Consider the following 26,023-nt stretch of genomic DNA (forward strand, 5'->3'; position numbering starts at 1 on the left):
GGACGCCGGGAACGACTAGAAGGTGAAAGGGAGAGGAGCGGCCATGAAATACCTGTTGTTAGTGCACCACAATGAAGAATCATTCAGCAAGATGAGTGAGGAGACCCGGCAAAGCATGCTGGCCGAATCGATCCAACTCTGTCACCAGCTGCATGGGAAGGGACAATATGTGCATGCCTCGCCGCTCCAACCCGTCGCTACCGCCACGGTTGTCCAGGTGCGTGACGGGAAACGGTCGGTCACGGACGGACCGTTCATCGAAACCCGCGAGCAACTCGCCGGCTATTTCCTGGTCGACGCACAGGATTTGGACGAGGCGATCGACGTCGCAGGACGGATTCCAGGCGCACGGATCGGAGCGGTGGAAGTCCGACCGCTTCGGGAGATCGCGGGGTTGCCCGGTGAACGTTCGTGAAGCGTATCTTGCCGAGAACAAAGCAGTTTCAGCGAAGAACGAAAAGCGGGGAATGAAGGACAATTCCGGCATGTCGATTTCGAGCGGTCTCGTTCGACTATACAACAGAGTCTGACGCGCAAGCCTACTCGGTCGGTTCAGCAGAAGGGAACGCAACGCTATGCATATGCAAAAGATCACGCCCTGTTTGTGGTTCGATGACCAAGCCGAAGAGGCGGCGCGGTTTTATACGTCGATCTTCAAGAACTCCAGGATCGGACACGTGACCCGCTATGGCGAGGCCGGTGCCGGGGTTTCGGGAAGACCGAAAGGCTCGGTCATGACCGTGACATTTGAAATAGAGGGGCAGGAATTCATGGCCTTAAACGGCGGCCCGCGCTTTCCATTCACCGAGGCGGTATCGTTCATGGTGAAATGCGAGACACAGCATGACATCGACGAGATGTGGAGCAAACTCTCCGAAGGCGGAGAGGAAGGCCCCTGTGGCTGGCTGAAAGACAAGTATGGCCTGTCATGGCAAATCGTCGTGCCTGAATGGGACGAGATGTTGCGGGACAAGGATTCCACTAAATCCGAACGGGTGATGCAGGCCATCCTGCACATGAGCAAACCCGATCTAAAGGCGATCAAGCGAGCGTATGACGGGACATAAACCAACCACCGAATACGCATGAGCCACTTGCGGAAAAGGAAACATCACCATGCGATTCATGATTATGATCAAAGCCACGAAGGATTCGGAAGCCGGAGTGATGCCGAGTGAACAACTCCTCACTGAGATGGGCCGGTTCAACGAAGAGTTGGTGAAGGCCGGCGTGCTACTGGCCGGCGAAGGACTCCAGCCAAGCTCGAAAGGCTCGCGCGTGAAATTTTCAGGAGAGAAGCGGACGGTGATCGACGGTCCCTTCGCCGAAACGAAGGAGCTGATTGCCGGCTATTGGTTGTGGCAGGTGAAGTCGAAGGAAGAGGCGATCGAGTGGGTCAAACGCTGCCCCAATCCCATGCCGGGAGAATCCGAGATCGAAATTCGTCAAGTATTTGAGGCCGACGACTTCGGCGCCGAGTTCACCCCAGAGTTGAGAGAGCAAGAAGACCGAGTACGAGCGCAGGCAGCGCACAACAAGTAGGAGGGAGTCATGCTGAAGACCATCGCTCTGCTCGCCATAACTTTGATGGCTGCCATCCTCATCTATGCCGCGACAAAGCCTGATACCTTCCGCGTCCAGCGAGCGGCGACCATCATGGCGGCGCCGGAGAAAGTCTTTGGGCTCATCAGCGATCTACATCAGTGGGCCGCCTGGTCGCCCTGGGAGAAGATGGACCCGGCGATGAAGAGGACCTATAGCGGCGCTCCCCAAGGGACGGGCGCCGCGCTCGAATGGGACGGCAATACCGATGTCGGCACGGGACGCATGGAGATCGTCAGCGCGGTTCCTTCATCGCGGGTCGTGTTCAAACTCGACTTTCTGAAACCGTTTGAAGCCCACAACCAGGCCGAATTCACCCTGGAAGGTGGAGGAACTGCCACAACCGTGACCTGGGCCATGCATGGCCCTCAACCGTACATGATGAAAGTCATGGATGTGGTGATGGGCATGGACAAGATGGTCGGAAAAGACTTTGAAACCGGCTTGGCCAATCTGAAACAATTGGCTGAGCAATAAACCAAGGAGGCCGCTATGCGTATCATGAAACTCGCCATCACAACTCTGTGCATACTGCTTACCATCTCGCCGGCCTTGGCCAAGGACAAGAAAGCGGAGAAAAAGATGCACCAGCAGGCCATGATGGAACTCTGGCAGAAGCTGGCCCAGCCCGGTGAACCGCATAAATTGTTCGCCGGCCTGGCCGGCAGCTGGACTACCACGACCAAGGAATGGATGGAGCCGGGCAAGCCGCCGACGGAATCGACCGGCACGGCGGAGATGAAGATGCTGCTCGACGGGCGCTTTCTCTATCAGGAGTACAACGCTCAGATGATGGGGCAGCCCTTCTCCGGCATCGGGATCGATGGCTACGACAACGTGACCAAGAAGTACGTGACGGCCTGGATCGATACGATGGGCACCGGGATCTTCATGATGGAGGGCACGGCCGGCGCCGACGGCAAGACCATCACGCTGAAGGGCTCACACCCCGAACCGGGCGGCGGCAAGATGTCGCATCGGGCCGTCTGGAAGATTCAGGATGCCAACAACCAAACATTCGAGATGTATGGAACGCACGGCCATGGCGGCAAAGAAATGAAGTTTCTGGAGATCGTCTACACCCGGAAACCATAACGGGACACATTGACCTCACATGGGCAACGTGGTTGACTACGCACGCAACACCATCACTTAGGGAGGCCTCATATGCAACGCACGATTGCCCTGTTGGGTTTGGCTCTGATGCTGACCACGCTGAGCGGCTGCAGCTATCTCTTCTATCCGCGCGCCGGGGACTACGCGACGCAGGCCAAAGGCGCCAGCGGCGTCGAGACGATGATCAATCTCACGAATATGATGGAGGCCACGGCCGCCAAAGCCAAAGGCGGTAAGGGCGCGGACAACGCATTCGACGATCTCCACAACCAGCTCCATGCGCTGATGGATTCGTTCTGCGGCGTCACCAAGGAACAGGCCAAGACCCCGGCCTACGACCTGGCATTGACCCACAAGAAGGAACTCGGTGCCGTGTTCGGGCGTCTCTGGAAGTTCAAGGATGACCAACCACAGCGTGACCAGCACCTCGATCTGCTGAGTGCCGAACTAAAAGAATTGCGGGAGACGTTGCAAACCATAAAATAATCCGACGACGGAGGCCGGTCATGACACGCTCGACGACAACAGCCGGCAGCGGGGTCGTCACCCTGCTGATCGGCACCAGGAAAGGCGCGTTTACCCTCAAGAGCGACCGGGCGAGACGCATCTGGAAAGTCTCGCCCCCCAGATTCCTCGGCCACATCATTCACCACGTCGTAGCCGATCCGCGGGACCGGCGCACGATCTTGATGGCGGCCAGTACCGGCCATCTGGGACCCACGGTGTTTCGCTCCACCGATGCCGGAAAGACGTGGAAGGAATCCGCCGCGCCGCCGGCGTTTCCCAAAATTTCGGAGAGTGAGAAGGGCCGCTCGGTCGGCCACGTCTTTTGGCTGACGCCCTGTCATGCCAACGAGCCGAACGTGTGGTACGCCGGTACTTCGCCGCAGGGCCTGTTCCGGTCCGACGATGGAGGCGCCACCTGGAAGCCGTTCTCCTCCATCAACGATGATCCGCAGTACCGCGAGTGGATGGGCTCCGTGCAGGACGGCACACCCGACGGCCCGAAGCTGCACTCGATCATCGTAGACCCGCGCGATCCACGACATCTCTATTTCGCGATGTCCGGCGGCGGCGTGCATGAATCCGTCGACGGCGGAAAGACCTTCTTGCCGCTGATCCAGGGGCTCGACGTGGTGGAGGGATTCAGCCCCTCTGTCGTGACCTACCACGATCCCCACTGCGTGCGGCTCTGCCCGAGCAATCCGGATCGGCTCTATCAGCAAAATCATTGCGGCATCTACCGGCTGGATCGGCCCTCCAATACCTGGGTGCGAATCGGCAGAAACATGCCAAAGAAAGTCGGCGACGTCGGATTCCCCATGGTCGTCCATCCGCACAATGCGGACCAGGCCTGGGTCTTTCCGATGGACGGGGCGACGGTCTGGCCGCGTGTGAGTCCGGAGGGAAAACCGGCGGCCTATGTCACGCGCAACGCCGGGAAAAGCTGGACGCGCCAGGACAAGGGCTTCCCGCGATCGAATGCCTGGTGGACGGTGAAGCGTCAGGCGATGGCCAACGATACCCACGACTCCGTTGGATTGTATGTGGGCACCACGCAGGGCGAGATCTGGGCGAGCCGGAACGAGGGCGCGACCTGGACCTGTATCGCGCGGCATCTGCCGGAAATCTATTCAGTGGAAGCCGCAGTACTCGGACGATGAGGATCCACATCCCCAGCGCCTTGCGGTCCTATACGAAACAGAAGGGTGAGGTGGAGGCTGAGGGCCGGACACTGGCGGAGATGGTGTCGGCATTGGATCAGCGCTATCCTGGAATTCGATTCCGCATCATCACGGAGCAGGATACGATCAGGCCGCACATCAGAATCTTTGTGAACGACGTGCAACTCCAGGACTTGTCCACGCCCCTCAGCAAGACCGATACTGTGTACATCGTCTGCGCCCTCAGCGGCGGATAATCGCGAGAGGAGAGATTATGCCAACCCCCGACAACGCTAAGCTCATCGAAGGTCAACGTCAGGATTGGAACCGCGTCGCCGGTGGATGGGAAAAGTGGGACCGCCTGTTCGACGAACAGATGGCCTTTTTGAATCATCGACTCGTCGCCGATGCCCGGCTTCATGCAGGGATGAATGTTCTGGATCTCGGCTCCGGCACCGGCTACCCCGCCTTACTGGGCGCACAAACCGTCGGAGTGACCGGACGTGTCACCGGAATGGATCTCGCGGAAGAGATGCTGGCCGCCGCGGATCGAAAGGCCGCACGCCTCAGCCTGACCAATGTCTCGTTCAAAACCGGCAACGTGACGAGTCTCCCCTTTGAACCGAACTCCTTCGACGCCATCACCAGCCGCTTTTGCCTCATGTTCCTCCCGGAGATTCCGAAGGCCGCATCGGAAATTGCACGGGTGCTCAAACCGGGAAGCTGGGTCGCAGCGGCTGTCTGGTCCGCGCCGGAGAAAAATCCTTCGATCGGGCTCTCAATGGCCGCTATCAAACAAGTGATCGAACTGCCGCCGCCGGATCCGACCGCGCCGGGCATCTTCCGCTTGGCCAGACCGGGTGATCTCGCCGGGATGTTCCAGCAGGCCGGACTGGTCGATGTGACGGATCACGAGTTCCTGGCGGAATGGTCCTATGCCTCGGCTGACGAGTATTACACCAGCCTGATGGAAATCGCCGCTCCAGTACAGAATCTGATGGCCAAGCTGACCGACGCGCAGAAGGAGGACGTGAAACAGCGCAACACCCAAGCCGCGTCCAATTACACACGCGCCGGTCGGATTGTCTTCCCGATGGCGGTGCGAATTGTCGCGGGACGCAAACCGATCTGATTCTCCCATGGCACCCAAGCACGACGGCTTCAAGGATTTTGTGCTGGACCAGTTGGCTGACCTCCGGGGTCTGACCTGTCGGGCCATGTTCGGCGGCTATGGGCTCCGCTATCGCGAGACCTTCTTCGGCATCATTCACAAGGGCCGGCTGTATTTCAAAGTCACACCGGAGACGGCCGAATCCTACCGTGCCTTAGGAACGAAACCCTTTCGCGTGACCTCCAAGATGACGCTCGCAACCTACTATGAAGTGCCTGCCGACATTCTTGAGGATGCCGCGCTCTTGGCTGAGTGGGCTGAGACCGCCAGTACCGTTCAGCGTCCTAAACCGGCGCGACGGCGCGCCGCGTCCAAGACCCGCAACTCCAGCCCAGCTCGAATAACCCGCGCCCGTTCATAGTCGACGGATCGGGCGAGCCCATAGCCGCCGGCTTGATGGGGACTTATAATGGTCCCAATGTCAGCCGGGATCAGTTCAATATTTTCCTCTTTGCGCCTTGTCCAGGCACACATGGTCCATCATGTCCTGCTCCTGACAGCCTGCGTGCTTCTATTACACGGCAATGGATCATTGGGAGCGGAGCCATCGCCTGCCCCCCTGCTCTGGCGTACGGTTCCGACCGTCAGTCCATCCGATCAACCCCTCCCTCCGAGGAAACCGTCGATGCTTCGCGAACGAGACATCGCCTTCGATGAGCTCCTGGTGAAAACGTTGAAAGATGCCGCAGCCAGGCCGCTCCCACCGATCGCGGTCGAGCTGTTCGACCTCGGGCGGTATGAGTTGGATGTGGTGTCCACCCTCTCGCGGATCAACGACACAAGCTTCATACGCGGGCAGCTGAAGCCTCAAGACTCCGGCGATTTTTCCCTCGTCCTCAACGGCGCCACCATGACAGGCACCGTTCACCTCGGGCCGCGCGTCTTCCAAATCGAGTCGCTCGGCAACGGACGTCACCGTTTGATCGAGATCGATCCGGAGCAAGAGTCGAAAGAGTAACGAGCGTGGAACCCCTATGCTGGCATGGCCGAACAACGCCCTCCTTCTGGCCGACGCGGTCCTCCTCCTACATCTCGCCTTTGTTCTCTTCGTCCTGTTCGGCGGCTTGCTGGCACTGAAGTGGCGGAACACCATCTGGGTCCATTTGCCCGCCGCAGCCTGGGGGGCCGTCATCGAGTTCAGCGGCTGGATCTGCCCGCTGACCCCGTTGGAAAATTGGTTGCGCGAAAGGGGCGGCGGATCGGGCTATGACGGTGACTTTGTCGGACGCTATCTGCTCATGCTCCTCTACCCGGATCATCTCACCCGCACCGGACAATTCGTCCTGGGAGTCGTCGTGATGACGCTCAATCTGATGGTGTATGGGTGGCTGTGGAAACGCGGCCATCTGATGAATTCCCACAAAGGTTCATCCGACTGAAGGAGACGGTCGGGAACGCAAGCATTACGAGCCTCACCTGAATTTGGATGCCTCTCCACGCTGAGATTCTCTGATTCATCTGCCGTCCAGCCCTCTTTCGCTAAAAAGTACTCCGTCAACACATCCGCCATTTTTATTTCCTCGTAAGACAAGACGACAGCGGGATGATTCGTTCATGCCCCAGACTATTCCAACTAGGGAGGAGACCTGCCATGAGACAACCAATCGCATCCTATCTCACCATCGGCGCACTACTGTTGACCGTAGGCGGCTGTAACACCGTGGAACCATCAGGCGGCAAGATGACGGCCGATAAATCACTCTACGACCGGCTGGGCGGGAAACCCGCGATCACCGCCGTCGTCGAAGATTTCGTCGGACGGGTCGCCGCCGATAGCCGCATCAACGGCAGATTTGCCACGGCCAATATTCCTCGCCTCAAGATGCTGCTGGTCGAGCAGATCTGCCAGGCCTCCGGCGGTCCCTGCACCTATACGGGTCGCGATATGAAGACGACTCATGCGGGGATGGGACTGACCGGGGATGATTTCGACGCGCTGGTCGGCGATCTGGTTGCCACACTCAATAAATTCAAAGTCGGTGATCGCGAGAAGAACGAACTGCTTGGCGCGCTCGGCCCGATGAAGAAAGACATCGTCGCGTCGCCGATGGCCATGGCCGGCCCTGACGGCACGCTCCCGCTCCCTGCCGACTACAAATCCTGGCCCAAGTTCCTGACGGACATTCCGAAAGGCGAAGCCAAACAGGTCCGCGACATCTACATCAACCCGACCGGCGCCCGCACTTCAGCCGGACAGCACTTTCCGAACGGCACAGTCATGGTGATGGAAATCTACAAAGCCAAGATGGATGGCGACAAACTCATGACCGGCATGGACGGCAAACCGGTGAAGGGCGATTTGGCGAAGGTGTTTGTGATGGGGAAGGAACAGGGCTGGGGCGATAAGCTGCCCGAGAATCTGAAGAACGGCGATTGGGCCTATGCCGCCTACGACGCCTCCAGCAAACCGCTGATGGAAGATTTCACCAAGTGCCGCGCCTGCCACACCCCGCTGGCACAAAAAGATTTCGTCCACCGCTACGACGAATATTTCCAAACTCGAGGACGGATGTAACGCGCATATCGAGGGAGCAGCCAATGGAGGCTGCTCCCAAACCCGCGATGTAAGAAAATCGAGGGCTGCCCGACTTACTCCCGGATTTCCCTGAAGCCGCACCCTTGCCTTCACAGCGTGGTTGACGCACGTCCATAAGAGTTGATACATGGAAGACTTGGACCGACCCTTATTTCGACCAAGAGGCCGCCATGCCGATAGATGAAATCGAGAAAAAAGTCAGTGACCGTTATGCCAAGGCCGCCAGCACGGGAGAGCAGATGTGCTGCCCGACCAGTTATGACATGGCGAACCTCAAATCGTTCATCCCTGAAGAGGTCCTCAAGATTTCGTATGGTTGTGGAACTCCGGCCGGACTGAACACGGTGAGTGCCGGAGAGACGGTCTTGGACATCGGCTCGGGCGGCGGGATCGACTGTTTTGAAGCCTCGCGGCTTGTTGGCCCGACCGGGCGAGTGATCGGCATCGACATGACCGATACGATGCTGGAGATCGCCCGCAAAAATGCGGTCGTGGTCGCCACCAACCTCGGCTATCCCGCGTCCAATGTCGAGTTCCGCAAGGGGATGGCCGACGTGATGCCGGTCACCGACGACACCATCGACCTGATTATTTCGAACTGCGTGATCAACCTGGCTCCCGACAAGCGGAAGGTCTTTCGCGAGATGTTTCGCGTCGCCAAGCCTGGCGGGCGGTTCACGATTTCCGACATCGTCGCCGACCAGCCGGTGCCGCAATACCTGGTGCATGATGCGGAGAAATGGGGCGACTGTTTATCGGGCGCGCTGCCGCTGACTGACTATATGGCCGGGATGACGGAGGCCGGTTTTGTCGGCCTGCATCTGATCAAGTCGTCCCCCTGGCAGCGGATCGACGGCATTCATTTCTTCTCCGTCACCTTGACCGGCTACAAGCTTCCCGCTGAAACTTCGACCCGCCCGGCGCGCTACGCCACGCTTCGCGGCCCCTTCAGCCGCGTGGTGGATGAGCAAGGCACCACTTACATGCGCGGGATCCCCCAACCGCTCACTCCGGAGCTGGCCGTCCTGCTGAGCAGGCCACCCTTCGCCGCGCTGTTCGTATTCTCCGACGCTCCCCTGTGGCTCAACCGCGAGGATCCGCGATGGACCGCCGTGTTTCCTGAACAGGTTCCCTGTACCTGGAAAGGCGACTATGCCCTGTTGGCTGGCCCGTTCCTGGAAGCCTGTGACGACGATCAACACCGATACCGACGCGGCGAGCCAGTCGAAATCTGCTCGAAGACGCTCGCAGTCCTTGAGACAGAGGGTTATGCGCCACACTTTGCTATTCTCAACCGCGCCAGCCATCCTGTTGATGGGGCTGCGGTGAACTGCGCCCCGGCTGGCGGGTGCTGCTAAAGACGATGGCGCTTACCCTCTTAGGCCGTCACAATCCCCTTGCCTCTTCCACCGAGCAGCTGCGTATTCTCGACGAGACGGCCGGCGTTACTCCGTTTGCAACCCGTCTTACGCAGGCCGGATTGCCTTCACTTCAGGCCTCCGGAATCACGGTCTTCCAAATCAACGTCGGCAAACTTTGCAACCAGACCTGCCGCCACTGTCACGTGGATGCGGGACCCGATCGCACGGAGAGCATGTCGCGGGAAACGGCGGAACTCTGCATCGCCGCGCTAGCCCAGACCGATATTCCCACCGTCGACATTACCGGCGGGGCGCCGGAACTGAATCCGAATTTTCGGTGGTTGGTCGAGCAAGCCCGCGCGCTGGGACGTCATGTGATGGATCGCTGCAATTTGTCGGTGCTGCAAATCCCCTCCCAGTCCGACCTCGCGGAATTTCTCGCCATGCACCGCGTGGAGGTCGTCGCCTCTTTGCCCTACTATCGGGCGAGTCAGACCGACGCCCAACGCGGCGAAGGCATCTTCGACAAATCCATCTATGCCCTTCGACTCTTGAATCGGCTCGGTTATGGACGAGAGGGAAGCGGGCTGCTGCTCAATCTGGTGCATAATCCGGTGGGCGCGTTCCTGCCGCCGAAGCAGGATGCGATCGAAGCCCAATTCAGGAAGGAACTTCGCGCCAAGCATGGCGTAGAGTTCAATCACCTCTACACAATCACCAACATGCCGGTGAGCCGATTTCTTGAGTTCCTGGTCGAGAGCGGCAACTATGCCGGCTACATGGAGCGGCTGGCCAATGCCTTCAATCCGGCTGCCGCGACAGGAGTCATGTGCCGCTATACGCTCTCGGTAAGCTGGGACGGGACACTCTACGACTGCGATTTCAACCAGATGCTGGAGCTGCCGGTGGATCACGGGGCGCCTGGCCACATTCGCGACTTTGATCCGGCCCTCCTCAATCAGCGACGGATCGTCACCCGCAACCATTGCTATGGCTGCACGGCCGGATCCGGCTCCTCGTGCGGCGGATCCGTAGCATCGTAATCTCACAAGAACTCTCCGCACTCCCCTTTTCTCATATGAGATCACACGCGACATCCCGACAAGGCCTCAGCCTGGCGGTTGCGTTGCAGGATCCACTCTGTTAGGGTGACGCCTGATCACGACAATCCACTATCCTCCAAAAATCTTATGGTCTGGAATCCTAACGATCCCTGGAATAAAAAGAACGACAACCTCGACGAGGCGTTAAAACAGGCGCAGTCGCACTTGCAAGGGCTCATTCCGTCCGGTGGGATGAAAAGCCTGCTGCTCGTGGGATTGCTGGTCTTTGTCGCCTGGCAGAGTGCGTTTATCGTCGCGCCTGATGAAGAAGGCGTCGTCAAGCGATTCGGCATCCCCGTTCGCACGGTTGGCCCCGGCCCGCACGTCAAGATCCCCCTGGTCGAATCGGTCCTGCAGCCAAAAGTTGAAAAGCTTCACCGTATTGAAGTGGGATTCCGTACGGATCGGCAGGGGCGCCAGCAAATGCTCGCGCAAGAAGCCTTGATGCTCACCGGCGACATGAATATTCTCGCCATCGAATTCATCGTCCAATACAAGATCAAAGAGTCAGCAAATTATCTCTTCAACGTCGCAGAAATTCATGAGACGATCGGCAAAGCCGCCGAGGCCGCCATGCGGGAAGTGGTCGGGAAGGGTAAGATCGACGAGGCCTTGACGACCGGCAAGGCTCAAATCCAGCAGGATACCATGGTCCTTCTCCAGTCTCTTCTCGACCAGTATCAGTGCGGCGTCCAGGTCGCAGCCATCCAACTCCAGGATGTCAGTCCTCCCGAAGCCGTCGCGGCTGCGTTCAAAGACGTGACCAACGCCAAGGAAGATCGGGAGAAACTGATTAACCAGTCGCAAAGCTACCGCAACGACATTCTCCCCAAAGCCAAAGGCGAAGCGGCGCAGGTCGTGAACCAGGCCAAGGGCTACGCCCAGGCGCGACTGAATCGCGCACAGGGAGAAGCCAACCGGTTCGTCGCCACGCTCAAGGAATACAACCAAGCCAAAGATATCATCAGCAAGCGACTCTATATCGAAACGATGGAAGAAATTTTGCCCAACATCGACAAAGTGATCATCGACGGGAAAGGCGGAGAGCGCGTCCTCCCCTACCTCCCGCTCGATCGACTCAAATCGCGCACCAACGCTTCCACGGAGGAGCAGAAACCATGACGAAGCAAGGCCTGACTATCGCAGTGCTCGTCGTTGTCGGAGGTCTGTTTTTACTCGGGGCTTCACCGCTCTTCATCGTCGATATCACCCAGAATGCGATCGTGGTCGAACTCGGAAAGCCGAAACGCAATCTCACCGAGCCGGGGCTCTACGTCAAAGTGCCGTTTATTCAAGAGGTCACCTACTTCGATAAGCGATTGCTGGACTATGACTCAGAGGCACAAGATGTGATCACGCAGGATAAGAAGACCCTTCTTCTTGATAACTACGCCAAATGGCGGATTGTCGACCCCCTCAAGGTCTACCAGAGCTTCCAAACCCAGCGTGGCGCGCTGCAACGGCTCAACGACATTATCTATTCTGAACTCCGGGTCGAACTTGGGCGCCATGAACTCCTGGAAATCGTCGCGGATCACCGAGCCGATCTTATGAAAATCGTGACTCAACGGTCACATGAGAAGGCCTCTGCCTATGGGATCGAGATTCAAGATGTGAGGATCAAGCGCGCCGACCTTCCCGAGCAGAATGAGAAGGCCGTGTTCGCCCGTATGCAAGCTGAGCGGGAACGGCAAGCGAAGCAATACCGCGCAGAAGGCGCAGAAGAAGCGCAAAAGATCCGGTCTGAAGCGGAAAAAGATCGCGAGATCATTCTCGCCCAGGCATATAAGGAGTCTGAAGAATTACGGGGAGCCGGAGATGCGAAGGCTTTCAAGGTCTACGCCGATGCCTACCGGCAAGATCCGAAGTTCTTTGAATTCACCCGTTCGATGGAAGCCTACAAGAAAACGTTCAAAGATAAGTCGACCTTGGTGATGAGCCCTGATTCAGAGTTCTTCCGCTATCTGAAACAACGCTAAGCCCCGCTACGAAAGCCCGACGATTTCACCGCTTACCGGATCCAGGTCAACCCGTTCGCCAGCCGGTTTCTTCGGTAAACCCGGCATGAGCTGAATCCCAGAGCAGACCGCGGTCACGAACCCGGCCCCCGCAAGAATGCGCAATTCCTTGATCGGAACCGTAAAGCCCACAGGTCTTCCCTTCAGCGCCGGATCATGCGACAAGGACAACGGTGTCTTTGCCATACAAACGGGGAGCTCCCCAAATCCTAGAGACTCGGCCGCATCAATCTGACGCTCCGCCTCAGGCTCAAAACTGACTCCCGCTGCCCCATACATCTTCGTGGCGATCGTTTCGATCTTCTTTCTAATTGGCCACTTCACATCGTAGAGATGAGTAAAGTTCGCGGGCTGTTCCACTGCACGAACCACCGCATCGGCCAGTCGTTCAGCGCCTCGCCCTCCATCAGCCCAATGAGTCGAGACTGCGGCATCGATCGCGCCAACTTCCCGAGACCGGTTCCGCACCCACTCCAATTCGGCAGGAAGGTCGTCTTTAAACGCGTTCACCGCAACAACGACCGGGATGCCGTGAGCGCGCGCGTTGGCGATATGTTGTTCCAGATTCGCAAAGCCCTTCTCCAGAGCTGGCATGTTGGGCCCGGTCAATCCAGAGGGTAACGGCGCACCTGCTTTGGCGACTCCTCCGCCGCCATGCAGCTTCAGGGCTCGTAAGGTCGCCACCACGACAGCGGCCGCAGGCTTGAACCCTGACACGCGACACTTAATGTTGAAAAATTTTTCGGCACCCAGGTCACTCCCGAACCCGGCCTCTGTGACGACGTAATCTGCACACCTGAGAGCCACGGCATCGGACAGAATGGAGCAATTACCGTGGGCGATATTGCCGAACGGACCGGTGTGCACAAACGCCGGCGTTCCTTCCAAGGTCTGCACCAGGTTAGGCAGCAAGGCATCCTTCAATAAAACCGCCATCGCCCCAGCACAACCCAGTTCCTCTGCAGTTCCGACGGCACCGGATTGCTTCAATCCCACCATGATCCGGCCAAGCCGTTGGCGGAGGTCCGCTTGACTCGACGCCAAGGCCAACACGGCCATTATCTCAGAAGCCTCGGTAATCACAAACTGGCCCCTATGCCGCTGCGTCTCTTCCCCTACCATTACCTGGCGGAGCGCCCGGTCGCTGACTCCCACTGTTCTAGGCCAGGTGATTCGCTCTATATCAAAGCCACGTTCGTTGCCGTGAAAGAGATGATTGTCCAGGAAGGCGGAAAGGAGATTGTGGCTCGCAGCAACCGCATGGGCATCACCGGTAAAATGTAGATTGATCTCCTCCATGGGCAGCACCTGAGCATGGCCGCCCCCGGTACCCCCACCCTTGATTCCAAATACCGGACCAAGGGAGGGCTGCCGAAGGGTCACTGCCGCACGCTTACCTAATCGTGAGAGCCCCATAGCCAGCCCAATCGATGTCGTCGTCTTTCCTTCGCCAAGAGGAGTTGGGTTAATCGCTGTCACCAAAATATACCGCCCTAACGGGCGAGCCTTGAGGCGACCCAACGAACGCAATGAGATTTTTGCCTTGTTTGACCCGAATATTGCGATTTCGTTGGCTTGGAGACCCAGTTGTTCAGCAATATCGAGAATGGGTCGAGGTCGAACGGATCGGGCAAGTTGGAGGTCAGTCACAATACCCCTGTCAAAATTCGATGTGAACGAAGGATGTAGTGCGTAACGTACACCACGCCTCTACGGGGAGGCTAGAGGGGGAAGACCAGAAAAAAGACGGGCTTGCGGTTTCCCACGAGCCCGTCATAGAAGACAATATATAGAGCCAGAAAAGGCCTACTCAAGAATATACTTGTTGGGGTCAAGCGCCTGCCCGTTGACCTTAACCATGTAGTGAAGATGCGGGCCAGTTGCCAAACCAGTGCTTCCCACTAACCCCACCACATCACCACGCTTCACCCGCTGCCCCTCCTTGACGAGGGATTTTGCCAGGTGACCATAAACCGTTTCAATCCCAAATCCATGGTCGAGTCGCACTAAATTGCCGAGCTTCGGATCAAATCCGACTGATGTTACTCTGCCTTGCGCTGGAGCCTGCACTGGGGCGTTGGCCGCAGCTCCAATATCAAGCCCATCATGCCACGCTGGCTTCTCCGTGAAGGGAGAAATACGAGGCCCAAAGCCAGAAGTCACCCAGCCCTTGACCGGCCAAATTGAAGGGGTAGCAGCCCATCGTGATGACCGCTGTTCAGCAGCCTGAGACAATTCGTTGAGAATCTGCTCCTGGCTGGTCGCTTCCCTAGACAACCACTCAAGTCCATCTTTAACAGAGGCAACCGCAGCTTCAGTATCTTTTTCACCTATGAGTGGTGCCGTCTGGCCAATTCCAACGACAGACATCGCCCCATTATTGTTGGATAACGATGCGGCCTCATCTGATCCCTTTCCATTCGCCGAACCAGGAACCAGACTTCCTTCAGGCAAAGGGGTCTCTTCTCCACCTCGACCGTTGGCCATGTCACCGGACTTTGGAACTTCAATACCCAACATGACCCTGAGTCGTTGATTTACCTCTTTCATTGCCCCAATTCTCTTTTTCAAGTCATCAACCGCGGAAGAGAATGCCGCGGTCTGTTCCCGGGCGCTCATAGCCTCCGAGCGGAACGCGGAAAGCTCCCAGACTTCCCCAGTCCTGATGACATAGTGGGAGACAACAAGAAGATCGGCAATGATAACAATACATCCAACTATCAATAGCTTACGAACGAATTTCCTCGGAAAGCTAAAACGAAGGGGTTTTGCCGTAGAGCCACGGAAAATTACGACCGTGTAGGCGTCACTGCTTTCCTGGTTTTGCGTTTGCCCCATGATATTCACTCCCTCAATCTTGGGAGACCCTGACTCAGCTAGATACCGTCGCAGTCTACCCGTCTCTTCCTGAAGGGTCAACCCTTTTGATAGTAATGAAATCCGAGCTCGCCCACGTCTCTCACACCACTACTTATTGGCTACTTCTCTCGTTACCCACTCTGTATATTGTGATGATCCACAAATCAACGGAATGGCAATTACTTCAGGCAGTTCATAAGGATGCAGCTGCTTTATCTTCTGCTCGAGCTTTCGGTATCGGAGCCTTGTGGTCTTCATGACTAACATGGCCTCTTTCTCCTGAACTAGCTTGCCCTTCCACTGGTACATTGACCGAATCCCAGGAATGACATTCACACAAGCGGCCAAGCGAGAAGTCAAAACTGCTCTTGAGATCCGACTTCCTTCCTTCAGGCCAGGAACCGTCACAAAAACTACAATTATCTCACTCTTTGCAATCGGCATACTTAATCTCAAGAAGGGCTACTGAGTCATAACCAAACCATCAACTATTCAAACTTGAACCGTTATGGTCAACTGATCTAACATCACTGCTTAATAACGCAACTTCTATACCCCTACAACTATCGCCAGGCTATTCATGTATTCAATAAAATCAATATGTTACAATCTCTCTGCCTACTCATCTACGCACCACATATCGATAAAGTGTAATAACTGAAACAGGCTGTCCACATTCTTGACAAAGAAGTCAAAAATTTGTCGCTTTCCCCCAGACCGACAACTTGGCCAATTCGATAACAATAGCCCATAATGATTGTTTACACTCAATTGCTCATGAATTTGACAGCCATTTCGAGAGTCCCTTATGATGCAATCCTTAGTTCAAGAGGAGGATTTTGATGAGTTATTCCATTGGAGTGAAAGAACTGAAGACCAGACTCGATAAGGGCGATAAACTCGTTCTCCTGGACGTAAGGGAACCATGGGAGCATGCCTTGGCAAAACTGGAAGGGTCAATACTCATCCCCTTGGGCACACTACCCCAGGCTCTGACTAAGCTGGATAAAAACACGGAGATCATCGCCTATTGCCATCACGGCATGCGAAGTGCCGACGCTACAGGCTTCTTGGTTCAGCAGGGGTTTGCTAACGTAAAAAACCTAGTAGGCGGAATAGATGCCTGGTCGATTCAGGTAGATAACGCAGTTCCGCGCTACTAAAAGAAACCGCAGTCAGGCTTGCCAAATCTCCCACTGTGCATCAGGGCATTGCGATGCGGGAAGCGGATCATCTGAAGCTTCCCGCTAGCTCATCTTTTCCCTAAAAAATGCTACGGTTCGCTTCAACCCGTCAGGGAGATCCACCTTCATCTCCCAACCAAGCGCTTGTCGAATTTTAGCAGGATCGACAAGGCTCCTTAGTTGCTCCCCCTTTTTAGCGGGTCCATGCACTTCTTTTGATGTAGCGCCCGTCAAAGTTGCCAGCAACCTGAACAACTCATTGATGGACGTCTCAACGCCTGTACCGACGTTGTAAACCCCCTGAGTCTCCTGCCCCATTGCGGCAAGATTCGCCTCGGCTACATCGTCCACGAACACGAAATCTCTCGTCTGGCGCCCGTTCCCGTTGATGATGGGCTGCTCATTGTTCAACATCTTTTGGATAAAGATGGCCACAACGCCCGCCTCGCCCTCCGGATCCTGCCTTGGCCCATACACGTTGGCGTACCGCAGACTGACCGTTTGAATACCGCTGGTACGCTGGAAGTACGACAAGTAATGCTCCCCGCACAACTTACTGATTCCGTATGGCGAGAGCGGGTTCGTTGGATGGCTCTCCGGAGCAGGAAACATATCTTGCTCGCCGTAAATGGCCCCGCCCGAAGAGGAAAACACCACCTTCCTCGCTCCATGCTGAACCGCCTGATGCACCACATTCATCGTACCGAGAATATTTACCTGCGCGTCAAATACAGGGTCCGCAACAGAGTTTCTCACGCTCACCTGGGCGGCCAAGTGGATGACAACATTGGGCCGCTCATTTCGAAAGACCCGCTCCAACCGTGAGCTCTGAATATCTAATTTATACAGATTCGCCGCACGATTCACATTCTTCCGCTTTCCCGTGGAAAGATTATCCACGACGACAACGTCGTGCCCTTCCTCTACCAGGCGATCGACCACGTGCGAACCAATGAACCCGGCACCACCTGTCACTAAGACCTTCATGCAGTCCTCCAACGCTTCACACGCCACCACTCAAATCTGACTCTTTCTTAGCATAAACGTTTTTATTAAACTCGAAAATACTAAGAAACTCGAGGTTCCCCTTCTTCCCGCGGATCGGAGAATCAAGAGTCGCCTTCTGAGTTAGTCCAAGCCCTTCAGCACAAGCCAGAATCCGTTGCAGCACGGCCTGCCGCTGCGCCTCATCACGAACGATTCCCCCGCGACCAACCTGCCCCTTTCCCACTTCGAATTGCGGTTTCACAAGAGCGACTACGATCGCCCCCGGCAGAAGAAACTGGATGATGGGAGGGAGAACCATGGTCAGTGAGATAAACGATACGTCGATGACCACGAGAGAGATCGGCTCAGGGATGAGCGTTCGATCCACATAGCGAATGTTCGTCCGCTCATGCAAAATGACCCGCGGGTCTTGGCGAAGACGCCAGTCAAACTGTCCATATCCAACGTCCACGGCATACACCCGCGCCGCGCCGCGTTGCAGCAAACAATCGGTGAATCCTCCCGTAGAACATCCGACATCAAGGCAAACGGCTCCCTGCGCGTCAATGGCACAGGCCTCAAGAGCGCCAATAAGCTTCTCCCCACCCCGGCTCACGAACCGAGTCCCATGAGCAACTACGTCAATCGCCGAATCAAGCAGAACTAACTTTGCAGGCTTATCGGAAAGAACTCCATCAAGTCGAACTTCTCCGGCAAGTATCATCCGAACCGCCACATCCCGACTTTGAGCAAGCCCTCGCGCGACCAGCACTCGGTCGAGCCGATCTTTCACCGGGCGTACTTGATTGACCATGGTTGAATACGTAAGCGGACTATGTGTGAACCATCCGAACGGGTGCAGAGCGCCTATGGCTCAAGAGAAGCCTCGTCAGCATCATCGTCGAGAGAAAATGCCCGTAACTGTTTCTTCCCGTTTGTATCCTGAACCAGCACCTCCACTTTCCGTTCAGCTTCTTCCAGCACTTTCAAACAATTTTTCGAGAGGCGTATTCCTTCTTCAAAGATCTTGAGCGACTCATCCAGCGAAAGATCGCCATGCTCCAATTGCCCCACAATCGCTTCCAACCGAGCCATCGCTTGTTCAAACTTCACTGCCGCCACAGTCAACTCCTCATGATCCAGTATTGATTAAGTATAGCGGCTCCTCTGTCGATTTTAAATCAGAGAATCCGGCACTCCTGCTTTCACGACACACAGCAATCGTCCATCGATCAGCTTCGCCTGCAGCTCTTCCCCAACGCTTACATCACCCACGCCCCGAATCACATCACCGGTGCGTGCATGCTGGAGTACGCTATAGCCTCGCCCCAATGTCGCCAAGGGGCTCAGTGCGTGCAAGCGAGCGGCGCACGATTGGACCCGCTGCGTATGAGTCTCCACGATTCCGCGAGTACCCTGATGGAGCCGTGCCGCCAGTTGCGGAATAACGGCCAGTCCATGACGCACACGGGCGTACGGGCTCCCGGCCATTAGTCCCTGGTTAGCACGAACCATTCTAGCCTGCCCAGCCTGCAGCACCAGACGAACTGCCGTCGACATCTCGTATACCGTCGCATCAACCCGCTGGATCTCTTCCTGCACTCGAATACGCACCGCGCCAATTTGATGGGTCGCCAATCGCAACCGCTGACGCTCTTCCTCCATCCGCCGACCCATCACTTGCTGAAGCCGAGCCGACAATTCAGCCAACCTGCTTACAATTTGAGCCAACACAGGCGCCACCGCTTCTGCAGCAGCCGATGGTGTCGGCGCGCGAAGGTCAGCAGCAAAGTCTGCCAGCGTCACATCTGTTTCATGCCCGACGGCGGAGACGACCGGAACTCGCGATGCGGCAATCGCCCGCACCACGACCTCCTCATTGAAGCTCCAGAGATCCTCAAGCGAACCACCTCCGCGCCCAACGATCATCACCTCTACCAAGCCGGACTCGCTGAGCAGCCGGATGGCGGCCGCAACCTGTTCGGCCGAACCCTCACCTTGCACCTGGACGGGAACAATAATGATGTGCAGCGTAGGACAACGGCGATGCAACACCGTCAACATATCGCGAATTACCGCACCGCTCAGTGACGTCACCAGGCCCACCGTCCGAGGCAACTCAGGAAGCGGCCGCTTGCGGACCTCGTCAAACAACCCCTCTTCCGCAAGCCGCGTTCTTAGTTGTTCAAAGGCCAACTGCAGGGCCCCGCGTCCCTTGGGCTCGACATAGTCCACAATGATCTGGTATTCCCCGCGCGGTTCGTACACCGTCACTCGCCCACGGGCGACGACCTGGAGTCCATCCTCAAGCGAGAATCGTAGCCGCGTCGCAGTCGTCCTGAAGAGGACGGCGCGAATCTGGCTTGACTCGTCTTTGAGCGTGCAATAGAGGTGACCGGAGGCAGGAGCGCGGAGGTTCGACACTTCCCCTTCCAGCCACACCTCGGTAAAACTGGATTCGAGCGTGGACCGAACAAGGCGGGTCAATTCCGAGACAGTATGAACCTGCCTGACCGAGGAGGCTGGAGAGGAGAGCGACGTAGGTATTCTGAAGCCCGTGGTGAGATCTCCCTTAGTCGATGACTCGGATCCGTTCGATCGCAATCGCCTTTCCGAGTTGCGCATCCACCTCGATCAGCACTGCGCAAAAAACAGTGGGCCCGGAAGCAACTTCAAATCGCTTCGGCATCCCGGTGAGAAACTTCTCAATGGCGAGCTCTTTTTTAACTCCGATCACACCATGCAAGGGACCGGTCATGCCGATATCCGTCAGATAGGCCGTGCCCTTCGGCAGAATCTGTTCGTCGGCGGTTTGCACGTGTGTGTGCGTACCGACCACCGCCACCACCTCTCCGTCGAGATAATGTCCCATCGCCATCTTTTCCGACGTCGCCTCGGCATGCATGTCGACCAGCACCGCTGCCGCTTCCCGTTTCAGCTTCGCCACTTCCCGCTTGGCCACTTGGAATGGACAATCGAGCGTCGGCATATAGGCCCGCCCCATCAGCTGGAGCACCGCCAACTTTTCACCCCCGGGTGTTTCAACGACGTAACTGCCGTTGCCCGGCACTCCGGCCGGATAGTTGGCCGGACGCAAGAGACGCGGCTCACGCGGGAAATACTCGAGAATTTCCTTCTTGTCCCAGGCATGATTTCCGGTCGTGATGACGGACAGGCCCATCTCGAAGAGTTCTTCCGCCAGTTCCGGGGTAATTCCGAACCCGCCGGCCACATTTTCCCCGTTCCCAATGACGACATCCACCTGCCGCTGCGAGACCACGCGCGGCACCATACGCCCCACGGCCCGGCGCCCCGGCTCTCCCATGATGTCGCCGATGTAGAGAATTTTCACTTCGCATACTCCACATACCGACTCTCTCGAATCACGGTCACCCGGATCTGTCCGGGATAGGTCAGCTCCTGCTCGATCTTCTTCGCCAAGTCTCGTGACAACTGGAACGATTCCGTGTCAGTAATATCTTCCTGCCGCACAATCACGCGAATTTCACGCCCCGCCTGAATCGCGTACGCCTTTTGGACGCCTTTATACGCGGTAGCAAGCGCCTCCAGCTTCTCCAGCCGCTTCACGTATGACTCCAACGCTTCGCGTCGTGCGCCGGGCCGCGCAGCAGATAGCGCTTCGGCAGCCGCGACTAACACGCTCTCCGGACAGATCGGCTCCACCTGCTCATGGTGGCCCGCGATCGCATTGACGATCTTCGCAGACTCACCGTACTTCTTGGCGATCTCCGCGCCGAGCATCGCATGCGGCCCTTCCTCCTCATGACTGACCGCCTTGCCGATGTCATGAAGCAACGCCCCGCGACGCGCCAACTTCACGTCGAGCCCCAGCTCCGACGCCATGATTCCGCAAATATACGCGGCCTCACGGGCATGATACAGATTGTTCTGCCCATAGCTCGTCCGGTACTTCAACCGCCCTAATACTTTGATCAGTTCTGGATGGAAATCAGAAAGGCCCAGTTCAAAAATGATCTTTTCGGCTTCTTCGTACATCAACTTATCGATATCAACCTTCACCTTTTCGACAATTTCCTCGATACGCGTCGGATGGATCCGTCCATCATGCATCAATCGCTCAAGCGACACTTTGGCGATTTCACGCCGCAACGGATCGAACCCTGAGATGATCACCGCTTCCGGCGTTTCATCAATGATCAGATCGATGCCCGTCGCCGCCTCGATCGCCCGGATATTCCGCCCTTCCCGACCGATGATCCGGCCTTTCATCGCGTCATTGGGAATCTGGACCACAGAGATCGTGGATTCGGCCACGTAGTCGCGCACGACGCGCTGAATCGAGCTGGTAATAATCTCGCGGGCTTCCCGTTCGGAATTCTCACGCGCCTCTTCCAATGTCCGCTTGGCAAACCCGGCCGCCTCGAGGCGGGCCTGACTTTCCATTTCAACCATCAATTGCTTCTTGGCCTCATCACCCGTCATCCCGGCCACTCGTTCGAGCGCCTCGCGATGCTCACGCTCAACCTTGGCGCAGGCCGCTTCTTTCTTGGCGAGTCCTTCTTCACGCCGCGCAAACTCTTGATCCCGCTTCTGCGTGTCCGCTTCTCGCTTCTCGATCGCCGCAAGCTTCCGATCCAAATTCTCTTCACGTTGAACAAGCCGTTTTTCCGTCACAGCTAACTCAGCAAACCGGACCTTCTGCTCTTTCTCCAAATCGGTCTTGGCTTGGAAGATCAGATCCTTCGACTCGAGCTTGGCTTCCTTGATCAGCGTTTCGGCCTCACGCTGGGCGTTTTGGGTAATTTGCTTCGCTTGATCTTCCGCTTCCGTTCGTTTGGCTGTAGCGAGCTGACGACGAACCGCTTCAAGCAGTCCGGCACCGATCAGAGCCCCGATGAGTCCACAGAGTATGTAGGCAACGAGTGAGGTAGAAATGGGAGCACCCCCTTCATGGAGAAAACAGGCCAGATCGCCTATTCTCTGCAATCTGTTAGCAATGCAGCGCTATGCGAGGGTGGAGCGAAAACGAGGAAGGCCTAAACCGGGAACACGATCATCCCAAACGCGATCGCACACGGGAACCAGAAGATCGACCACCTGTGTATCTGTATCCACTCCCATCCGGCCGAGACTCTCGAACCCACACTCTCATTCTCTGCCGACGAGGGATCACTGCAAGCACAGGCTGAACGTGCAACTCACGACCGACAGCGCGCGACACACCCACAACCATGTCCACACACCGATCTACGATCGTCCACACGAACCGCCGAACGGGGATCACCCACAAGGTGAGCATCCACCGTACTAGGACTGCATACACAGATACACCGCTGTTCTCTTGTGCGTTGATCATTCGACTATCTCGATCACACATTCTGTTCTGGATGACGTTCCTGGAAACCGATTCCTCATCACTCGACACACGCATAACGTAAAGACACTAGACCCACGATAACAAAGGCCTTTTCCGAAAGCAAGGTGAAACTCACCTGAAGAATGAAATCGGCATCTGCTCCTCGATGGATTCCATCAACGTCTCCATCCGGCGATCGACATCGGCCTCGCCTTGGGTCCGCTTCTTTTCCGACTCGAAGAATTGATGGGCCAGATTGATAGCCGTCAAGACCGCCAGCTTGGAGGGCGTCGCGGTCTTCATCCCCTCAGCCAACGTCCGCATGTGCTCATCCACGAAGCTCGCAAGCCGGCGAATATACACATCATCCGCCTCCCCACGAATAGAATACCGCTGGCCATAAATTTCCACATCAATGGTCTTAGTCAAGAGCCACCTCCTTGGAATCGTCCAAACATTCCAACAAATCGATCTCACCCATCACTCGCTCAATACGCGCCTTGATGTCCACCCGCTCCTGCTCCCACTGCCGATTCATGTCGTCTTGTGAGGAGAGGCGCTGGCGCGTCGCCTTCAGCTCATCCTCTAACAACGCATTCTTTTTCTTGAATTCTTGAACAAGTTTCACCAGCTCACGAATCCGGCTTTCCAATGCATCGAGACGATCCAACGCCATGCTCAAAATCTCCCAATAAACCCAATAGATTGTGGGGCACTATAAAAACTTCACTACATCTTGTCAAGAAACCGGACCTGCGCTGCCAGCCAATCGAAGATATTCTTTAAAGCTCCGCAAGACCCGCTTCACATACTGACGCGTTTCCTGAAATGGGATCAGTTCGACAAATTCATCCTGGCTGCGCCCGCGATGCTGGTCCGCCCAATTCCCGACGACAATCGGGCCCGCGTTGTAGGCGGCAATCGTGTGAACCACGTTCCCGGAGAACTGGGCCAACAATTGCTCGACATACCGGGCCCCGATCCGCACATTCGTCTCCTGATCAAAGAGATCTTCCCGGGTTACCGCAGGAAAATGATGCCGCTGCGCGACCTGATTCGCCGTGGCCGGCATGACCTGCATCAATCCGATTGCACCCACTCGAGACACCGCCCGCACATCGTACTGACTCTCCTCCCGGATGATGGCCGCAACTAAGTAGGGATTCACGCCATTCAATCCCTGCGTCTTGATCGTCGGGATCAAACCGGTGGGATACGCCACACTCCAGAGACCAGGGGCCACCGTTCCACCGGTGCGCTCCAATTTTTCGCGGAACCGGGCACGGGCTAAACGCAGCGCGTGATTATACGCTCCCACCTCGTTCAACCGCATTGAGAGCGTCATCAAGACATCCGGGTCACGAGTATATTGCTCGGTGAGAGCGGCCAGTTCACGCGCCGCATCGGCTTCAAGCCCCAACATCTTCAGCTCCAATGCTCGACGATAGGCTGGCTGCTGCTCCACCTCGGCGAATTTCATCAACGAAGGCGCGACGACCTCGGTCGTGGGTGATTCTGCCGCCGCCGGCGGCGCAGTCTGGCCTCCAATGTCAACCACCGCATCAGGCGCCTGCTCCCTGGCCAACTGGCAGTAGTACGTGAACGGATACTGCCGGCACAATTGCGCGTAGACATCGCGGGCTCGGCCGTTCTGTGTTTGCGTCAGAGAACGGGCGATCCAATAGAGCGCCTGGGGCTCATAATCGCTATCGCGTTGATCGACGATATGTTGCCAGACCTCGATAGCCTCTTTGTACCGAGCCGTTCGGTAGAGGGCCCACCCGACGCGCCAGGACGCTTCCGCCCGCTGAGTCGCCGGCTCTCCCGCCTTTGCCACCAACCGATACTTGGTAATCGCTTCATTGAACTGTTTCTGATCTTCCAGCCAAATCCCGGCAAAGATATTGATCTGTCCCTTCTGCTCCGCCGATAGTGACAGCTTGTCCAGGGACCGGCTCAGCTCCAGCAGCTTCGCCCCCGCCGCCTGTCGCAGATAGACTCGCGCCAGCCAGACCGTAGCTTCATCGGACTCCGCCACGTGCTCCGCCATGAGCGCTCGAAACGTCTCGCGAGCCGGATCGTATTGCTTCAACCGTACCTGCGCGACTCCGAGCTTGAGCTTCGCACTTCCGCGATGTGCCGAGCCCTGCTCCATCGCTAAAAACCTTTTGAGCTCCTCAATCGCTTCCGTATGCAATGCCTGGCCGAGAAACGCCTGCGCCCGATTGAAATGATCTTCCGAGGAGGCCGTCCAGGGTTCCCCGCCAAGATTCGTGAGGAGCAGCGCTTCCGCCTCTTTCGCTTCCGGCGCATAGGCAAACCGGACCCAGAGTTGCTTGAGTGTCGTCCGTCCCTCAGCAATTTGGCCGGCACGAAGATAACAGGCTGCCATCCGCAGCCACGCTCGCGGCACGAGAGGATCTTTGTCTTTCTCGTTGTTCGCGACCGCTTTCGCCAGCCAGCCCAGCGCCTCTGGACAGCTCGCCGCTTGATACCAGGCTTCTCCCGCTCGGAGCGCCACGAGACTGCTCAAATTGGAATCCGGCACCGCCTGAACCACACTTTCAAACAGTCCCGCCGCCTCCTTTGCATCGCCCAGATGCAACGTCGCCTCACCCGTCCATAAGCGCAGGTAATCATCCAGCACCGGAAGGTCGCGTTGCCCCGCCCGTAAAAACGGTATGGCCGCTGCGGGATTTCGCTCGACTAACAACACCCCGGACAATACCCCCGCGCGCTTTGCCCAGATCGAACCAGGAAACCGCTCCGTGATTAAGCGCAATCGCTCCAATTTGAGTGCCGAAACTTGATCTTTAGTGAGTTGGTTCCCCAAGCGCTCCTTAGGCTGGGCGGCAGCAAGAAAACACTCTTCCGCAGATTCGCAGGACCCGGCAGCGGAGAGATCTCCATTACTCACTTGCGACGCCAGCGCCCGGTCAGCAGAAGGCCCTAACAGGGCAACGATCACGGAGGAAATGAGTACCAAGTGAGATGCGGTCTTCATAGCCAAATGTAGTAACACATTATAGACCGCAGGGGTAGGAGGGGCAGCGCATGATTAGGAAGCTTTGGACGAACAGATGC

General features: G+C 56.8%; 30 protein-coding genes. 18 read left to right on the forward strand and 12 right to left on the reverse strand.

Going from position 1 to position 26,023, the window contains the following annotated elements; translation table 11 throughout:
- The first annotated feature begins 43 nt into the window (after nt 1-43).
- From Q7U39_17455 to hflC, 17 genes are all read left to right on the forward strand, one after another.
- Nucleotides 44-415, forward strand: a complete 372-nt coding sequence (locus tag Q7U39_17455; GenBank protein ID MDO9119747.1) for a YciI family protein — start codon at nt 44-46, stop codon at nt 413-415.
- 160 nt (nt 416-575) lie between these two features.
- Nucleotides 576-1,067, forward strand: coding sequence for a VOC family protein (locus tag Q7U39_17460; GenBank protein ID MDO9119748.1), 492 nt, complete (start codon nt 576-578; stop codon nt 1,065-1,067).
- Between the two features lie 49 nt (nt 1,068-1,116).
- Nucleotides 1,117-1,542, forward strand: coding sequence for a YciI family protein (locus tag Q7U39_17465; GenBank protein MDO9119749.1), 426 nt, complete (start codon nt 1,117-1,119; stop codon nt 1,540-1,542).
- Nucleotides 1,543-1,551: 9 nt separating this feature from the next.
- On the forward strand, nt 1,552-2,079 hold the full coding sequence (locus Q7U39_17470; protein MDO9119750.1) for an SRPBCC family protein: 528 nt from the start codon (nt 1,552-1,554) through the stop codon (nt 2,077-2,079).
- A 15-nt stretch (nt 2,080-2,094) separates the two neighbouring features.
- The gene (locus Q7U39_17475; protein ID MDO9119751.1) at nt 2,095-2,697 is read left to right on the forward strand and encodes a DUF1579 domain-containing protein; all 603 of its coding nucleotides are present in this window, start codon (nt 2,095-2,097) and stop codon (nt 2,695-2,697) included.
- 72 nt (nt 2,698-2,769) lie between these two features.
- Complete coding sequence (locus Q7U39_17480; protein ID MDO9119752.1) at nt 2,770-3,204, forward strand: hypothetical protein; 435 nt, start codon at nt 2,770-2,772, stop codon at nt 3,202-3,204.
- Between the two features lie 20 nt (nt 3,205-3,224).
- Nucleotides 3,225-4,382, forward strand: coding sequence for a sialidase family protein (locus Q7U39_17485; GenBank protein ID MDO9119753.1), 1,158 nt, complete (start codon nt 3,225-3,227; stop codon nt 4,380-4,382).
- Complete coding sequence (locus Q7U39_17490; protein ID MDO9119754.1) at nt 4,379-4,639, forward strand: MoaD/ThiS family protein; 261 nt, start codon at nt 4,379-4,381, stop codon at nt 4,637-4,639. The genes Q7U39_17485 and Q7U39_17490 overlap by 4 nt, the downstream gene beginning before the upstream one ends.
- A 17-nt stretch (nt 4,640-4,656) precedes the next feature.
- The gene (locus Q7U39_17495; GenBank protein MDO9119755.1) at nt 4,657-5,514 is read left to right on the forward strand and encodes a methyltransferase domain-containing protein; all 858 of its coding nucleotides are present in this window, start codon (nt 4,657-4,659) and stop codon (nt 5,512-5,514) included.
- A 7-nt stretch (nt 5,515-5,521) separates the two neighbouring features.
- Complete coding sequence (locus Q7U39_17500) at nt 5,522-5,914, forward strand: TfoX/Sxy family protein (protein ID MDO9119756.1); 393 nt, start codon at nt 5,522-5,524, stop codon at nt 5,912-5,914.
- A 264-nt stretch (nt 5,915-6,178) separates the two neighbouring features.
- On the forward strand, nt 6,179-6,511 hold the full coding sequence (locus Q7U39_17505) for a hypothetical protein (protein ID MDO9119757.1): 333 nt from the start codon (nt 6,179-6,181) through the stop codon (nt 6,509-6,511).
- Nucleotides 6,512-6,527: 16 nt separating this feature from the next.
- On the forward strand, nt 6,528-6,932 hold the full coding sequence (locus Q7U39_17510) for a DUF2784 domain-containing protein (GenBank protein ID MDO9119758.1): 405 nt from the start codon (nt 6,528-6,530) through the stop codon (nt 6,930-6,932).
- 212 nt (nt 6,933-7,144) lie between these two features.
- On the forward strand, nt 7,145-8,068 hold the full coding sequence (locus Q7U39_17515; protein ID MDO9119759.1) for a cytochrome P460 family protein: 924 nt from the start codon (nt 7,145-7,147) through the stop codon (nt 8,066-8,068).
- A 191-nt stretch (nt 8,069-8,259) separates the two neighbouring features.
- Nucleotides 8,260-9,447: a methyltransferase domain-containing protein gene (locus Q7U39_17520; GenBank protein MDO9119760.1), complete on the forward strand. Its 1,188-nt coding sequence runs from the start codon at nt 8,260-8,262 to the stop codon at nt 9,445-9,447.
- A gap of 5 nt (nt 9,448-9,452) precedes the next feature.
- Nucleotides 9,453-10,493, forward strand: coding sequence for an arsenosugar biosynthesis radical SAM protein ArsS (gene arsS / locus Q7U39_17525; GenBank protein ID MDO9119761.1), 1,041 nt, complete (start codon nt 9,453-9,455; stop codon nt 10,491-10,493).
- A 105-nt stretch (nt 10,494-10,598) separates the two neighbouring features.
- A complete protein-coding gene (gene hflK / locus Q7U39_17530; protein MDO9119762.1) occupies nt 10,599-11,675 on the forward strand; it encodes an FtsH protease activity modulator HflK in 1,077 nt (358 codons plus the stop codon).
- On the forward strand, nt 11,672-12,532 hold the full coding sequence (gene hflC, locus Q7U39_17535) for a protease modulator HflC (protein ID MDO9119763.1): 861 nt from the start codon (nt 11,672-11,674) through the stop codon (nt 12,530-12,532). The genes hflK and hflC overlap by 4 nt, the downstream gene beginning before the upstream one ends.
- Before the next feature lie 6 nt (nt 12,533-12,538).
- On the opposite strand, the gene Q7U39_17540 is transcribed toward hflC, so the two are convergent.
- The 3 genes from Q7U39_17540 to cutA form a co-directional block, all read right to left on the reverse strand.
- Complete coding sequence (locus Q7U39_17540; protein MDO9119764.1) at nt 12,539-14,221, reverse strand: formate--tetrahydrofolate ligase; 1,683 nt, start codon at nt 14,219-14,221, stop codon at nt 12,539-12,541.
- 156 nt (nt 14,222-14,377) lie between these two features.
- Nucleotides 14,378-15,409 carry a peptidoglycan DD-metalloendopeptidase family protein gene (locus tag Q7U39_17545; protein ID MDO9119765.1) on the reverse strand — a complete coding sequence of 344 codons (1,032 nt, stop codon included), beginning with the start codon at nt 15,407-15,409 and terminating at the stop codon, nt 14,378-14,380.
- Nucleotides 15,410-15,538: 129 nt separating this feature from the next.
- Complete coding sequence (cutA, locus tag Q7U39_17550; GenBank protein MDO9119766.1) at nt 15,539-15,874, reverse strand: divalent-cation tolerance protein CutA; 336 nt, start codon at nt 15,872-15,874, stop codon at nt 15,539-15,541.
- Between the two features lie 398 nt (nt 15,875-16,272).
- On the opposite strand from cutA, the gene Q7U39_17555 reads away from it, so the two are divergent.
- Complete coding sequence (locus Q7U39_17555; protein MDO9119767.1) at nt 16,273-16,593, forward strand: rhodanese-like domain-containing protein; 321 nt, start codon at nt 16,273-16,275, stop codon at nt 16,591-16,593.
- 84 nt (nt 16,594-16,677) lie between these two features.
- Here Q7U39_17555 and Q7U39_17560 read toward each other — a convergent pair whose 3' ends face one another.
- From Q7U39_17560 to Q7U39_17600, 9 genes are all read right to left on the reverse strand, one after another.
- Nucleotides 16,678-17,601, reverse strand: a complete 924-nt coding sequence (locus tag Q7U39_17560; protein ID MDO9119768.1) for an SDR family oxidoreductase — start codon at nt 17,599-17,601, stop codon at nt 16,678-16,680.
- Nucleotides 17,602-17,617: 16 nt separating this feature from the next.
- Nucleotides 17,618-18,415 carry a TlyA family RNA methyltransferase gene (locus Q7U39_17565; GenBank protein MDO9119769.1) on the reverse strand — a complete coding sequence of 266 codons (798 nt, stop codon included), beginning with the start codon at nt 18,413-18,415 and terminating at the stop codon, nt 17,618-17,620.
- 53 nt (nt 18,416-18,468) lie between these two features.
- Nucleotides 18,469-18,723 carry an exodeoxyribonuclease VII small subunit gene (locus Q7U39_17570; GenBank protein MDO9119770.1) on the reverse strand — a complete coding sequence of 85 codons (255 nt, stop codon included), beginning with the start codon at nt 18,721-18,723 and terminating at the stop codon, nt 18,469-18,471.
- 54 nt (nt 18,724-18,777) lie between these two features.
- Nucleotides 18,778-20,088, reverse strand: coding sequence for an exodeoxyribonuclease VII large subunit (gene xseA / locus Q7U39_17575; GenBank protein ID MDO9119771.1), 1,311 nt, complete (start codon nt 20,086-20,088; stop codon nt 18,778-18,780).
- An 85-nt stretch (nt 20,089-20,173) separates the two neighbouring features.
- Nucleotides 20,174-20,953, reverse strand: a complete 780-nt coding sequence (locus tag Q7U39_17580; GenBank protein ID MDO9119772.1) for a TIGR00282 family metallophosphoesterase — start codon at nt 20,951-20,953, stop codon at nt 20,174-20,176.
- Nucleotides 20,950-22,569 (reverse strand): ribonuclease Y, encoded by a 1,620-nt coding sequence (gene rny, locus Q7U39_17585; GenBank protein ID MDO9119773.1) that lies wholly within the window; start codon nt 22,567-22,569, stop codon nt 20,950-20,952. The genes Q7U39_17580 and rny overlap by 4 nt, the downstream gene beginning before the upstream one ends.
- A 502-nt stretch (nt 22,570-23,071) precedes the next feature.
- Nucleotides 23,072-23,368 carry a cell division protein ZapA gene (locus tag Q7U39_17590; protein MDO9119774.1) on the reverse strand — a complete coding sequence of 99 codons (297 nt, stop codon included), beginning with the start codon at nt 23,366-23,368 and terminating at the stop codon, nt 23,072-23,074.
- Nucleotides 23,361-23,615, reverse strand: coding sequence for a hypothetical protein (locus tag Q7U39_17595; GenBank protein MDO9119775.1), 255 nt, complete (start codon nt 23,613-23,615; stop codon nt 23,361-23,363). Before Q7U39_17595 ends, Q7U39_17590 begins: the two co-directional genes overlap by 8 nt.
- A gap of 63 nt (nt 23,616-23,678) precedes the next feature.
- Nucleotides 23,679-25,943 carry a transglycosylase SLT domain-containing protein gene (locus Q7U39_17600; GenBank protein MDO9119776.1) on the reverse strand — a complete coding sequence of 755 codons (2,265 nt, stop codon included), beginning with the start codon at nt 25,941-25,943 and terminating at the stop codon, nt 23,679-23,681.
- Between the last annotated feature and the right edge of the window lie 80 nt (nt 25,944-26,023).

The sequence above is a fragment of the Nitrospira sp. genome (genome assembly GCA_030653545.1).
Classification (GTDB): Bacteria; Nitrospirota; Nitrospiria; order Nitrospirales; family Nitrospiraceae; genus Nitrospira_D.